Here is a 13,411-nt window from a genome sequence, read left to right as displayed (position 1 = left end):
ATTAATTTCCCCGCGCTCTGTGTGAGAGGTGTTGTTCCGGCTCTGACCCAGTCATTCCCGTCTCCTTATCGTGATCGTGTGCTTTAAATTTTTCAGTCACGTATCTGAACAACGTCGGATCGATGACAGAGAAGAATTCAACCGGGTGGTTTTCGTCAGGCTCAGCCAGTTTTTCAAAATCAGCCGGACCGAGCAGCATATCCGGTGATTTCTTCACATCAGCGATCCACTGTTCAAACGCGGTATTATCCGGTACGGCAGTCGCTTTAAATTTCATGCCGGAAAAGCCCCTGCCGCTGTAACTGGACGAGATTCCGTTGAAGGTTCCCGTTTCACCGGCGATCAGATGCAGCCGGGTCTGCATGCCCGGCATCGCATAAATCTGGCTGCCGAGTGCCGGAATAAAAAAGCCATTCATCACGGAATTGGATGTAATACGCAAATTCAAGGGAGTATTTACCGGGAATATAATCTGATTGACGGTGGCAATGCCCTGTTGGGGATAAATAAACAACCATTTCCAGTCCAGGGAGATGACTTCGATATCGATGGGTTTCACCGCAGAGGTCAGTGGCCTGGATGGGTCAAGCGCATGGGTGGACTTCCATGTCAGCACGGCCAGAAACAGAATAATCAGGACGGGCACCGTCCAGACCACCGCCTCCACTTTATTGGAGTGGGACCAGTCAGGCGTATATTTCGCCGTGGTATTCGTGGTCCGGTATTTCCAGGTAAACACAACTGCCATCAGAACCACGGGAATAACGACCACTAACATCAGACAAAAAGCCGTAATGATTAGCGCCCGTTGTTCAATAGCGATTTGCCCTTTGGGATCAAGTAAAACAGCATGACATCCGCTTAGTAATAACGTCCCTGTTATTACCGGCAGGCATTTCACAATGGTCTTATATTTATGATATCGCATGGGACAACCTCATTTCACGGACTTGCAGACCGGCAATAAATAATGAAACCTTTTCACGGGGAGATACTCTGCCCTTCTCATTCCCGCTACCGCCATTCCTGTTATTTAATGGCCCGACATCTTCTGAAGCGGCCCTTTCGGTTTTTTGATTAGCCAGATAATGCCTATGGACCCCAGCATCAGAACGGTGGCCGACTGATAGAAATCGTTCGTTGCCAGCATGATGGCCTGACTGTCGATCATTCTCGAAAACAGAGCCGCTGACGTGTCTGTCGGAATACCGGCCGCGCCCAGCGTGTTGCTGACAATCCCTGGCACGTCAGGATTGATTGCCGTCACCAGCTCCGCTCGGTTAAATTTTGTCATATGTTCCCAGTAGGTCTGGGTCAGGGAAGAGCCTACCGCCATGCACATGACACGCAGGAAGTTCTGCAGCCCGGAACCGGCTGCCACTTTCTCCGGCGGCAGTTCGGACACGCCCAGCGAGGTGAGCGTGATAAGGCAGGCGGGAACTCCGGCCCCCAGAACGAACATGGGAACGGCAACTGACATAAAGTCAGCCTGCGACGTCAGCAGGGCACGCATCACAAAGGAGACCGCCAGTACCCCCATGCCATAGCTCACCAGCAGACGGGGATCGACCTTCGGCAGCAGACGACCAATTATGGGCGAGCTCAGGACGGCCAGGATCCCCATGGGGCCCGTCGCATACCCGGCCCAGGTTGCCGTGTATCCCATCCATTGCTGTAACCAGAGGGGGGTCAGCACGATATTCCCGAAGAAAATACCGAACATCAGACAGAGCGTGACGGTAGATACCACCCAGTTACGTGACTTAAATACGCTCAGATCCAGCACCGGTTGCTCAGCGGTGAGCTCCCAGATAATCAGCGAGATCAGGGCAATAGCGGCCACAATGGCGCAGACAATGATAATATCCGAGGAAAACCAGTCCAGTTCACGTCCTTTATCCAGCATGATCTGAAAGGCTGCCACAAAGATGACGAGCAGACCCAGCCCCACGCTGTCCAGCCGGGAACGGCTGATATGTGTTTCTTTCCCCTTCAGCACCCACCAGGTCCCAAACCCCACAATCAGACCAAAGCCGATATTGATGTAAAATACCCACTGCCAGCTCCAGTTATCCGAGATAAGCCCACCCAGTATCGGACCGAATATAGGCGCTACTACCGTCATCATTCCCCAGAGCGCCACGGCAATGTTGGCCTGTTTCTTCGGGAAGGCTGCAAGCAGCAACGTGGAAGAAAGCGGGATCAGCGGGCCACCGGCAAGCCCCTGCAGCACACGGAAAATGGCCAGGCTCGGTAGTGACCAGGAAAGACCGCAGCAGACAGAAAAAATCACAAATGCAACAACAGAAAAAAGGAATACGCGCACCTGACCGAACTGCATCGCCAGCCAGCCGGTCAGCGGCACCGTGATGGCTTCAGCCACCGCATAGGCGGTGATGATCCAGATTCCTTCTGTTGTCGACACGCCCAGGTAACCGGATATTGTGGGCATCGCGACGTTAGTAATGGTGGTATCGAGTACCACCATAAAATTCCCGAGCGAGAGCACGATTGCCGCAACAACCAGTTTGAATCCGGACAGAGGTGGAAATGCTGAACCAGACATACCTTATTTCTCCGTGTGGTCATCTCTGGCATTCGATGTCAGGTCCACCGTCACTTCCATGGACAGCCCGATGCGCAGAGGATTTTTACGCAGTTCTTCCCGCTCCAGACGAACACGCACCGGCAGTCGCTGCACGACCTTAATCCAGTTACCCGTGGCATTCTGCGCCGGTATCAGTGAAAGCGCGGAACCGGAGCCTCCGTCAAATCCCTGAACCACGCCGTGATAAACAACACCGCTGCCGTACAGGTCTGAAGTCAGCTCTACCTTCTGGCCCGGTCTGACGTCGCTGAGCTGACCTTCCTTGAAATTCGCATCAACATAAATATCCTCGATGGGCACAACCCGCATCAGCCGGTTTCCAGCCTGAACATGCTGCCCGATATCCACTGAGCGCTGTGTTACCACTCCATCCACCGGGGCCCGGATAACCATACGCGCCAGGTTTATACGGGCCTGATCGAGACGGGTTCTGGTCGCCACCACAATGGGGTTAGTTTCAACGGTACTGTTCAGAAACAGGGCCTCGTTCGCCTGCCGGGATCCTTTTGCTTCGACACTGCCAGCGCGAGCAGCTTTCAGACTGGCTTCCGCTTCTCCCAGCGCGGCCGTTGCCTCCCGTAATTCTGTCTGCGCATCCGTAAAATCCTGCTCAGATACGGCCCCGGCTTTCACCAGATTCCGGCGACGTCGCTCATCAAGGGTGGCCTTATCAAACCGGGCTCGTGCCCTCGCCACATCATGTTCGGCGCTCTGAATACCTGCTTCACGCGAATCAAGCTGTCCGCCCAGCGCGGTGTCATTGGCCATAATCTGCATCACCTTCCGCCGGGCGCTGCCAAGCTCAGCTTCAGCCTGTGACACCGCAATTCTGGCGTCCGTATCATCAAGCACGACCAGTACATCACCGGCATGCACAAGCTGCGTGTTGACCACATTTACTTTCTTCACCGGTCCGCCGACAAGCGGCGTGACGTCTGCGACTTCGGCAGCGGTATAGGCGTTATCCGTTGAGACGGATTTACCGGCAAAGAAAATCAGCCAGATGGCATAACCGATGGCGATAAGAATCAGGACGCCACCAAACAAAGCGAATAATTTACGGCGATGCTTTTTTTTATCACCGCTATCCGGTTTTGCATTCGTGTTATCCGGAGCCCTGTCCATATCCTGTGGGCCGTTTTTATCTTTATCTTCAGTCATTACGGTTTCACCTGCGCATCAAATGTTGAACTGGATTCAAATCCGCCCCCAAGGGCCTTGACGAGTGACACATCCAAGACATAACCCCGGGAATGCATGGCTGTATTCGCCAGCTCAGCCTGGAGTAACGCATCTTCAGAAATGAGAACTTCCTGATAATCGGCCAGCCCCCCCTGATACCGGGCATTTGCCAACTGATAAGCTTCCTCGCTGTGGGACAAAGCAGATGCGGTTGCTTTTGACCTGCCCACCAGAGCAGCAAGGCTCCGTGTAACATCAGCAGTTTCACGTAATGCCTGTGTCAGCGCCTCGTTATACGACGCCACCGCATATTCATATTCCGCTCTCGCACCTTTATAGTTGGCGCGTAAACGCCCGCCTTCAAAAAGGGGTAAGCTGATGGCTGGTCCGACGCTCCCGATATCAGAGCCCGAGCTGAACAGGTTATTCAGCCCCAGTGACTGGTATCCGACGAAGGCCATCAGGTTCACGTTCGGGTAAAACTGCGCTCTGGCAACACCGATATTGCTGGCGGCGGCTTCAACCCGCCACCGTGCGGCCACCACTTCCGGATTGCGTCCGAGCAGGTTTGCGTTCAGCGCATCAGGTAACCCGACAGGGCGGCGCATCTGCAACCGGGGTCTGAGGATATCCAGCCCTCTGTCCGGCCCCCGGCCCAGTAAAGCCGCGATGCCGTTTTGGGTTAATTTGATTTGCTCATCGGCTTCAGCCAGCGCCGCTCTGGCGACATCCAGCCGGGCACCGCTTTCTTCCACGGAGACTCTGGAATCAAGTCCCTGAGCATGGCGTAACTGCACCAGCCTGACGGTATCCGTCCGGTTACGCAGTTGTCGGGCCGCAATGTCACGACTGTCATACTGGTACTGCAGACGGATATAAGCGTCCGCGAGCATCGTCGTCAGCATCAGTTTCGCGGCGGCGGCATCTGCCTCAGCAGCGCTGGCTTCGGATGTCGCGGCACGCAGCGCATCCCGGTTTTTACCCCAGAAATCCAGTTCCCAGCTAAAGTTGAGGCTGGCCTGCCCCATATCATTCCATCCGTGCGGCACGGCTGTTTTAGGGTAGATGTAGTTGTAGCTGAGCTTCTCTTTATCAATGGACGCGCTGGCGTCCATTGACGGGTATAACCGGGAACGGGCGACACCGGTTCTGGCCGTGGCTTCACGCACCCGGGCTTCTGCCTGTGCCAGAGAAGGTGAATGCGCGGTGGCTTCACTCATCAGCTGGTTAAGCTGCGTATCGCCGAAGGCCATCCACCATTTTTCCTGCGGCCAGTCAGCATGCGGAGCGGAAAAACTGCGTTGTGAAATCAGCGCCGCAGCCTGCTCCGGCTGAGGAGCAGTTCCCAGATCGGGGATCGCAGCACATGACCCCAAAGCAAGACTGAGCACGGAGATAACACATCCTTTCAGATAATGCGGACGGTACCTTACTGACTTCGTCCCATGTGCAAATCTGTAACCTGACACACACCTCATTCTTGATCGCCCTGTTTATTCTAGTTTACGGCGAACAAAGTAAACCGATCGGTTCGGTACAGTCAAGACCAAATTTCACTCAACTACGTCGCAAAAATACGTGAGTAGCACTCAGGCCTGAATGATATGATTTCGAGTTTCATCTTATGGTAAGATCAAGCTTTATTCCGGATAAGGAAGTGCAGATGTCGGTATCAACAAAGACCTCAATTGACACTAGAAGGAAAAATAAAATACTTTCTAATGATATAGTTAGTAACTTACCTGAAAAAGCACAACGCGTGCTTGAAGGAGCAAAAGCTATTTTTCTGGAAAGAGGCTATGCAGCAGCATCAACAGATATGATCCAACAGGCTGCTGGAGTCTCAAAATCAACCGTATATGCATATTATCCAAATAAAGAAGCATTATTTACAGCAGTGATTGAAATAGAATGTGAGCGTTTTCTTCAAAAAGTACATAAAATTAAAATTTCGGGAAAAGATATTTATGATAAATTATTTAAAATAGCCCGAACGTATCTGGATATTGTGCTTTCGGAAAATGGCCTCGCTCTCTACCGTGTTGTAGCTTCTGAAGCACCGCGTTTTCCTGAATTAGGTAGACGTTTCTATTTAGCAGGTCCAGAAAAGATAAATAACATTGTTGAAGAAATACTACAACAAGCTGAATCTAAAGGAGAAATCTCGTTAGGTGGTATTGGGCGAAATGCAGTTGCTTCCTTATTCGTGAATATGGTACGCGGTGAGCCTCAAATACAGTGCTTAATGCATCCAAAATCTTCCACTTCTGCTGCACAGCGTGATCAATGGGCAAAGGATGCGGTCAATGCCTTTTTATTAGCCTTTCGTAAAGGATAATTATAATCACCAGTTTTAAAGAAATTAGAAGATGCTCAGGAGTTTATAATATTATCAATTTGTTCCATATTATTATATGGAACACTACCATCAAGTGGATTACATTTTCCGAATCGTTCTTCTCTATAACTCCAGGCGACTAAATTTAGTTAGCGCCCTAACTTGCCTCTTGACAGAAATTTTGTCTATCCTGATCAAATCGAACCGTACCGTTCGTTTTAGTCAGGAGACGTTAGCATGATCGGAGTAGTAAGGTTTTCAGAACTAATGGAGCACTGGGAGGCAATTTCTCTACCAGCACCAGGAAGCATCTATGAGCCAAAGCAGCGCTCAAGCAACTGCCTCAAGCATAACCCTTGCAACATAAAAGATTGGATTACTATTGAATTCTCTCAACAGGGATCCTACAAACGAAAATATGAAAATTTTCGCCATAAAGATCTTATACTACTACTCTTTATTATTTCGGCTCGATATTTTATTCATAGAGTTTTATCTTCGTTAGTCTTAATATTATTCAGTTCATCCTTCATTATGCTCTCAGGAAATTGTCTCCTCATCCATAGTTACGAGAGAAAATTTCATAGCGAACTAAAAACTAGTTTAACAATTTTATTTTTAAACTCTTTACTTTATAAAATAGGATTCATTTGTACATTATCGATAATATTCATGAATAATGAAACATTGAATCGTAATTTAAGTTTTGCATAGAAAAATATGTAAAAGGAGTTTTTCATGTTGAAAAGCAGCGAGATCATAAACGGTTCGCTTCCGAAACCTGACTGGGTAACCATACAAGAAGCCGTTAACATAATTAATACAGAGAGCAACGAAAGAATCAACGAGAGTGATATTTACCGTTATGCATTATATAATAAAATTAATCTCGCCATATACTTTCAATCTCCAATTATTCTGCGAAAAATAAAATATGCATTTCAAAAAGTAAAAATGCATCCAGCTAGAGGGACATTGATTCATCGTTTATGTCTGCTAGAAAAAAATAGCTTTATTAATGGATGGGACTCAATTTTCAGTACTGAGGGCAGATACGTCCACTCCACACAAAATATTATTGATACATCACTTATTGGGTTTGAATGTATTTTAATAAAGCAATTTCTCGCATGCTCATTGAATATACCATTACCAATTATTGGGAAAAACACGGTAAATTATGGCATCACTGTTACTATGTCCAATGAAGTTTTTCAGCTGTTTGAAAAAACAACCTGGAAGTGTAGAATTGAACATCAAATAAAAAACCTTCCAACAGATCTGGCGTTTGATATTATGGAGAGGATTTCTTCAGAGGGAACGATAAATCAAAATACAAAGCAAGAATATTTCCCCCTCTATAATTTGCCTCAGGATTCCTGCTTTGTTATTCGTTACTCAGAGATTGAGAAACTAATTAGCACCCAGGTTACAGAGAAATCCCTCCCGTCTTCAACTAGAATATCCACACCCTTATCAAGGTTATTTTGGCTCGCTTGTAGGCACAATGATGTTATCAGTCCATTAATAAAACAACCCTATAAATTATTGACAATTTTTGAAGAATGGGCGGCAGCTGATGGTATCACTGACCGTCTAAGCGGTGATACTTTAAAAACAGCACTAGAGCGTGGCTCCCCTCCGTCCTCATCCTTATTAAATTGATATTGTGTTTATCTGTCAACAATATGATCCCGTATTTAGTTTATTAAACCCCGTAATACGGGGTTTACCACTACCACTTCTCCTTCCGTTATGCTTTTTTATTATCTCCAGGCATACCAATGTTTGTTTTGCTACAGGAGACAATCATGACATCACATCAGTTATTACGCTTAAAAAAGGTTGAAGAAAAAACCGGCTTGAAACGTTCACAAATCTATCTGTATATGAAAGAGGGTACATTTCCTCGTTCAATAAAAATCGGACCAGCCAGTGTGGCCTGGCTGGAATCAGAAATTGACGAATGGATCAATATTAAATTGTCCCGGCGCTAAACGCGGTCAAGGGAAGGCGAATTAAAGCAACTGATTCGACTAAATACCCTCCAGCAGGCTATATACCCAGATATTTCTACATCTATCTTGCCTGTTGAACAAAATATACGGAATACATATTATGATCCCTTCACTAAATTACGCCGTACTCACCAATGCCCTGCAGGCGCTTAATGAAGGCAATATTCGTCACTGTGAAGATCTCGGTTTCACATTTGACGAAATGAATGCCCTCAGCCAGCTCTCGCCAGATGCACTCTTTACGCTGAGCCGAGCAACCGCGCCTTTTATCGCAGTCTCGCTACGCCACGATGTTCTGCACCAGTTGCTGGCCCATTCTGGTCAGGAAGAACAGCGCCGACAACTAATTGACCGGGCCATACGACTGGGCGGCTCCATCGCACTGATGAACCACTATTTTGGTCTCACCTCCAATGAAGTCTGCCTTCGCCGTCGGTTGCTGGGTGTCAGCGTGCCGTATGGCCGAACGCCTGAACCGGATGAAAAGACAGATGTGGCTATCTGGTTGCAATGGCAGCAGCGCAGGGTAGAAAACCTTGAATCGCCCGATGCACTGATCACCATGATGCAGGTGACGGAAATCCTGCAGCCAGAGGCCGAAGCGCTGTCACTCACCACGGTCTGGAAACGTATCGCACTGTGCGAACAGGAAGCCGCTACTGGCAGGAGGACTCTCCATGCCGGATGAGATCGACCGCGATCAGGAATTTAATGAACAGCGACTGGAGGAGATGATTGAGCAGAACCGTTTTAAGCCGGGTTCAACACCATCATTATTTCACTGTCGTATATGTGGTAAACCTATTCCTGAAAAACGACGGCAGACTCTGCCGGGCATAACCACCTGTACAGAATGTCAGGAACAACTTGAGCATCGCAGACGCTAATAATAGCGATAAAGACGTTCGGGGATATTATTTCTCTGCACGTCTTTCTGTTTCCATTAAAATAGAATGCCTTCTTTATTATCTGTTCTGCATCCTTCTCCCTCTTTCCGCATCTGATAATCCTCGCCAGTTTATCTCTCTTATTTTTGTTTTGAATTTATCGTTTATATCCCGCACTGAATATCTGATTCTGAAAATGCCATAACAACATGGTTGCCCTGATGGACGTTCATTCGTCCAGGCCGGGGATTGTTCTTTAACAAATTGGATCGGGCTGTCACGTAACCACAATTCAGGGTGCCGCTGAATGTTCTCGCTGACCCGTTAAAACCGGAATGCAGAACCGGGATGTGACCTTTTTATTGCTTTCACGGCTATTTTATTAAAGGAAATACCATGAGAAAACCCAATTATCACGTCTTTATCACTCAGGAAAGTCAGCCCGATGCACAGGGCGAGAAAAACACGTACTGGACCAGGGTTGGTGTGGCCTTCGCACATAACGGTAAGCCTGGCCTGAATATCGTGCTGATCCCCGGTATTTCGGTTTCAGGCAGGCTGGTACTGCTTGAACCGAGAGAAGAGAGTGACATTTCACAGGATGCCGCAGCCGTTTAACCCGCTTTTGTCCTTCTCCCCGGTAACGTGTTTTTGTATACGCTGCCGGACCCACGGTTACGAGGCCACTATGCTTTCCACCACAGCCTTTCTGGCGCTGGCGACGCAGTGCGCCACCAGTGTTCACCCGTCCACGGCACTTGATGTGGCACGGGTCGAATCCGGTTTTCACCCTTACGCCATTGCTGAAATCGTGCCGGGCGGCAAAGGTGTGATTTCACATTTTCCCGCAAGCCATGATGAGGCGATGAGCCTCACCGGACGGCTGGCGGCGCAAGGCCGACGCTATTCGGTCGGCCTGATGCAAATCACCAGCACCAATTTCCGCCATTACGGCGTCACGGCCAGCGACTTACTTAACCCTTGCATCAATCTGTCGGTATTTGAGCGCATTCTCGCCGACTGTTACCGACGCGGTAGCACTCTGAAACGAGCGCTCAGTTGTTACTACTCCGGCAACTTTGAAACCGGTCAGCGACCGGAATCCGCCTTTAACCAGACCAGCTACGTACAGCGCATTGGCTATGTCGTCCCGTCCACCCGGGAAGACCGGCAGCGAGCCCCTGACCCGAGCACACAACCGTCTGCCCGTTATCCCGCCGTTGTGCTGCGCGGCGAGCCTGCCGGTGCCACTGCGCCGATCCTGACTTCCCTGCATTATCCCGATTCCGTCATTCGCGGCGCTATCCCTGTTATCCCTGATGAGGAGAAATGATCATGCGTAAACGCCGTTACTCCGCTGTTGTTTCCGTGCTGCTGTCTGCCCCGGTGCTGGCGGCGAACAGTGGTTTTAACAAGGCCAATGAAACACTGAGCAATACCTCGACCGGCCTGCTGGGACTGGCCGCCGTCACCATCACACTGGCGACTATGTGGGTGGGCTACAAGGTGCTGTTCGACGGCAAGAGCCTGCATGACATGCGTAACATCATCATCGGCGCGATCCTGATCGTCGGCGCGTCCGGCTTCGGTGCCTACTGGGCGTCATAAGGGAGGCAACGATGGCTACGCTGAATAAAGCACTCACGCGGCCTGCCGCCATTATGGGTATTCCTCTGGTGCCGTTCGTTCTCGTCAGCGGGGCCATCGTCCTGCTGGCAGTCTATGTCAGCTATTACCTAGCGATTATGCTCATTCCTGCATGGGCGGAAATGAAAAATAAAACCCGAAAGGACATTCATTATTTCAGTCTGCTCTGGCTGGCGTTTAAAACCCGTGGACGGCTTTTCACCAATACCCATTTTGGCGCGAATGCCCTGCTGGCAAACCAGTACGATAACGTTGATGTCTCGGAGTTTATTCAGAAAATGAAATTAAACGAGCGTATTACGCTGGATAAATATATTCCGTACTCCTCCCATATTCACCCTTACGTCATCAGAAACCGTCACCGTGATTTGGTTGCCACCTGGGAGCTGGGCGGCACAGTCTTTGAATGTGAAGACGAACATCACCTGACCCTGATGGCCACGCACCTGAATAACGTTATTCGTTCGTATGAGGGTCTGCCGGTAACATTCTATATTCACCGGCTCCGTGAAAAATACCATGATGTTTTTGAAGCCTGTTCGGGTATTCCCTTTTCCGATGAGGTAACACGTCGGTATTACCAGCCGGTAAAAGACAAACCGTTCTGGCGGCACCGGCTGTTTTTCACCGTCTGCTACGCGCCGTTCTCTCAGATTGAGAAGAAAACCATGAAAGCGCAGTCGCACAGTAAACGCCAGGCAGCACTGGATGACGCGCTCAAAATCATGCTGGAATACCGCGAAGCACTGGAATCTTCATTATCCCGCTATATGGCAACGCCGCTGGGGATATATGAAGAAAATGGGCGGGTGTATTCCTCACAACTGGCGTTCTTCCATCGTCTGCTTACCGGTCAGTGGCAGAAGGTGGCCGTAACGCGCTCACCATTTTATGAAACGCTCAGTACGCCAGACGTCTTTTTCACCACCGACACCGGTGAATGCCAGACGGTCAGCGGTTCCCGTTTCTTCCGCAGCCTGGAGATTAAGGATTATTCCCCGGAAACCCATACCGGTATGCTGGATGCGCTGCTGTACGCCGAAAGCGAGTATGTTCTGACGCAGTCCTTTACCTGCATGGCACGGGATGAGGCGCAGAATCATATCCGTCTGGCGGAAAAACGGCTTAACTCCACGGACGACGACGCGACTTCCCAGCGCGAAGAGCTGATTGTCCTGCGCGACCTGCTCCAGTCCGGACATGTGTCGTGCGGTAAATTCCACTTTTCCCTGCTGATCTCCTCAGACAGTGCCGGACAGGTGGTGAAAGACACTAACGTTCTGGCCCAGCCCTTCGCCGATCTTGGTATTATGACAACGCTCTCCACCCTGTCACTGCCCGCCGCGTATCTGGCGCAACTGCCGGGCGTGTATACGCTGCGACCCCGACTGGTGGCCGTCAGCAGCCAGAATTTTGCCGATATAGCCTGCCTGCATAACTTCCATCCCCACAAACGCAGCGGTAATCCGTGGGGGGAAGCCATCGCCATCCTCACATCTCCCGGCGGTGGCGGGTATTACCTGAACCTGCACGACAGCCAGGCCGGGCGGGATGACACCGGTGAGAAAACGCCGGGGAATACGGCGATTATCGGGAAAACCGGATCCGGCAAAACCCTGCTGATGACCATTATGCAACAACTGATGCAGAAGTACCGTAACCCGGCGTCGTTTGCGCCTTCTGCCACCATCAAACGGCTGACCACGGTGTATTTCGATAAGGACCGGGCGGCGGAGATGGCGATCCGCCAGGCGGGCGGGCGTTATTTCCGCATCCATACCGGCGAGCCCACCGGCTTCAACCCGTTTGCGCTGGAGCCAACCCGCCGGAACATCAGTTTCATCAAACGGCTGGTGCGCATGCTGTGCCGCCGCAACGGTAAGCCGCTCGATCCGCGCGATGAGGAGCGGATCAGTGCCGCCGTGGACACCATCATGCTGGACTATCCGCCGGAGTACCGCCGGTTCGGGATCACCCGGCTGCTGGAAGTGCTGCCGGAGCCGCCGACCACAGACGCCCGCACCAACGGGCTGCGTATTCGCCTGAAACAGTGGGCGCAGGGGGGCGAGTTCGGCTGGGTGTTTGATAACGAGGCCGATACTTTCACCATCAGCGATGTCGATAACTTTGGTATCGACGGCACCGAATTTCTGGATGATGACGATATTCGCGGCCCCGTGACCTTTTACCTGCTGTACCGTGTGACCAGTCTTCTGGATGGTCGCCGCCTGGTGATGTTTATGGATGAGTTCTGGCGCTGGCTGGCCGATGTCGAATTTTCCCGCTTCTCCCTCAATATGCTGAAAGTCATCCGAAAGCTGAACGGTATCTTCGTTCCGGCAACACAGTCACCGGATGAAATCGTCAGACACCCCATCGCCCCGGCGATTATTGAGCAGTGCGGTACCCAGATTTTCCTCGCCAACCCGAAAGCCAGCCATGCGGATTACGTGGAGAAAATGAAAGTGCCGGAAAGTGTTTATGACACGGTCAGGAACCTGGATCCGGGCGAGCATTATATGGTCATCCTGAAAACACCGCTGCGGGCCGGGGAAACCCGCCCGTTTGTGGCGATGGCGAAAATGGATCTGTCCGGGATGGGTAAATTCACCCGGCTTCTCAGCGGCAGTGAGGACAACCTGAAAATATTCGATGCCATTTATCAGGATGGTATGCGACCTGATGAATGGAAAGATACTTTTTTTGACCGGGCAATCTGAAAGCCAACCTG

At 50.4% G+C, this 13,411-nt stretch carries 13 protein-coding genes; 9 read left to right on the top strand and 4 right to left on the bottom strand.

The annotated features are described in order from the left end of the window. Nucleotide 1 precedes the first annotated feature (1 nt). From cyoA to GBC03_14795, 4 genes are all read right to left on the bottom strand, one after another. Nucleotides 2–928, bottom strand: a complete 927-nt coding sequence (gene cyoA, locus GBC03_14810; GenBank protein ID QFS71387.1) for a ubiquinol oxidase subunit II — start codon at nucleotides 926–928, stop codon at nucleotides 2–4. Nucleotides 929–1,033: 105 nt separating this feature from the next. Next, a complete protein-coding gene (locus GBC03_14805) occupies nucleotides 1,034–2,566 on the bottom strand; it encodes a DHA2 family efflux MFS transporter permease subunit (GenBank protein QFS71386.1) in 1,533 nt (510 codons plus the stop codon). Between the two features lie 3 nt (nucleotides 2,567–2,569). Beyond that, nucleotides 2,570–3,769: an HlyD family efflux transporter periplasmic adaptor subunit gene (locus GBC03_14800; GenBank protein QFS71385.1), complete on the bottom strand. Its 1,200-nt coding sequence runs from the start codon at nucleotides 3,767–3,769 to the stop codon at nucleotides 2,570–2,572. Then, nucleotides 3,769–5,268 carry an efflux transporter outer membrane subunit gene (locus GBC03_14795; GenBank protein ID QFS71384.1) on the bottom strand — a complete coding sequence of 500 codons (1,500 nt, stop codon included), beginning with the start codon at nucleotides 5,266–5,268 and terminating at the stop codon, nucleotides 3,769–3,771. The genes GBC03_14800 and GBC03_14795 overlap by 1 nt, the downstream gene beginning before the upstream one ends. A 185-nt stretch (nucleotides 5,269–5,453) precedes the next feature. On the opposite strand from GBC03_14795, the gene GBC03_14790 reads away from it, so the two are divergent. From GBC03_14790 to GBC03_14750, 9 genes are all read left to right on the top strand, one after another. Next, on the top strand, nucleotides 5,454–6,128 hold the full coding sequence (locus tag GBC03_14790; protein QFS71383.1) for a TetR family transcriptional regulator: 675 nt from the start codon (nucleotides 5,454–5,456) through the stop codon (nucleotides 6,126–6,128). 738 nt (nucleotides 6,129–6,866) lie between these two features. Further along, entirely contained in the window at nucleotides 6,867–7,793 is a 927-nt protein-coding gene (locus GBC03_14785) for a hypothetical protein (protein ID QFS71382.1), read from the top strand. Between the two features lie 146 nt (nucleotides 7,794–7,939). Then, nucleotides 7,940–8,125: an AlpA family phage regulatory protein gene (locus tag GBC03_14780; GenBank protein QFS71381.1), complete on the top strand. Its 186-nt coding sequence runs from the start codon at nucleotides 7,940–7,942 to the stop codon at nucleotides 8,123–8,125. 118 nt (nucleotides 8,126–8,243) lie between these two features. After that, complete coding sequence (locus GBC03_14775) at nucleotides 8,244–8,834, top strand: DUF2857 family protein (GenBank protein QFS74010.1); 591 nt, start codon at nucleotides 8,244–8,246, stop codon at nucleotides 8,832–8,834. After that, nucleotides 8,824–9,033 carry a TraR/DksA family transcriptional regulator gene (locus GBC03_14770; protein ID QFS71380.1) on the top strand — a complete coding sequence of 70 codons (210 nt, stop codon included), beginning with the start codon at nucleotides 8,824–8,826 and terminating at the stop codon, nucleotides 9,031–9,033. Before GBC03_14775 ends, GBC03_14770 begins: the two co-directional genes overlap by 11 nt. Before the next feature lie 396 nt (nucleotides 9,034–9,429). Then, nucleotides 9,430–9,651 (top strand): hypothetical protein, encoded by a 222-nt coding sequence (locus GBC03_14765; GenBank protein ID QFS71379.1) that lies wholly within the window; start codon nucleotides 9,430–9,432, stop codon nucleotides 9,649–9,651. A gap of 70 nt (nucleotides 9,652–9,721) precedes the next feature. After that, nucleotides 9,722–10,366 carry a transglycosylase SLT domain-containing protein gene (locus GBC03_14760; protein ID QFS71378.1) on the top strand — a complete coding sequence of 215 codons (645 nt, stop codon included), beginning with the start codon at nucleotides 9,722–9,724 and terminating at the stop codon, nucleotides 10,364–10,366. Beyond that, a complete protein-coding gene (locus tag GBC03_14755) occupies nucleotides 10,363–10,641 on the top strand; it encodes a conjugal transfer protein (GenBank protein ID QFS71377.1) in 279 nt (92 codons plus the stop codon). Before GBC03_14760 ends, GBC03_14755 begins: the two co-directional genes overlap by 4 nt. 11 nt (nucleotides 10,642–10,652) lie before the next feature. Next, nucleotides 10,653–13,400 carry an ATPase gene (locus GBC03_14750; GenBank protein QFS71376.1) on the top strand — a complete coding sequence of 916 codons (2,748 nt, stop codon included), beginning with the start codon at nucleotides 10,653–10,655 and terminating at the stop codon, nucleotides 13,398–13,400. Nucleotides 13,401–13,411: the final 11 nt, after the last annotated feature.

Origin of the sequence: Citrobacter telavivensis, from assembly GCA_009363175.1 — a bacterium.
Classification (GTDB): domain Bacteria; phylum Pseudomonadota; class Gammaproteobacteria; order Enterobacterales; family Enterobacteriaceae; genus Citrobacter_A; species Citrobacter_A telavivensis.
Note: the sequence above shows the minus strand (reverse complement) of the source record. Positions and strands in the feature narration are given on the sequence as shown.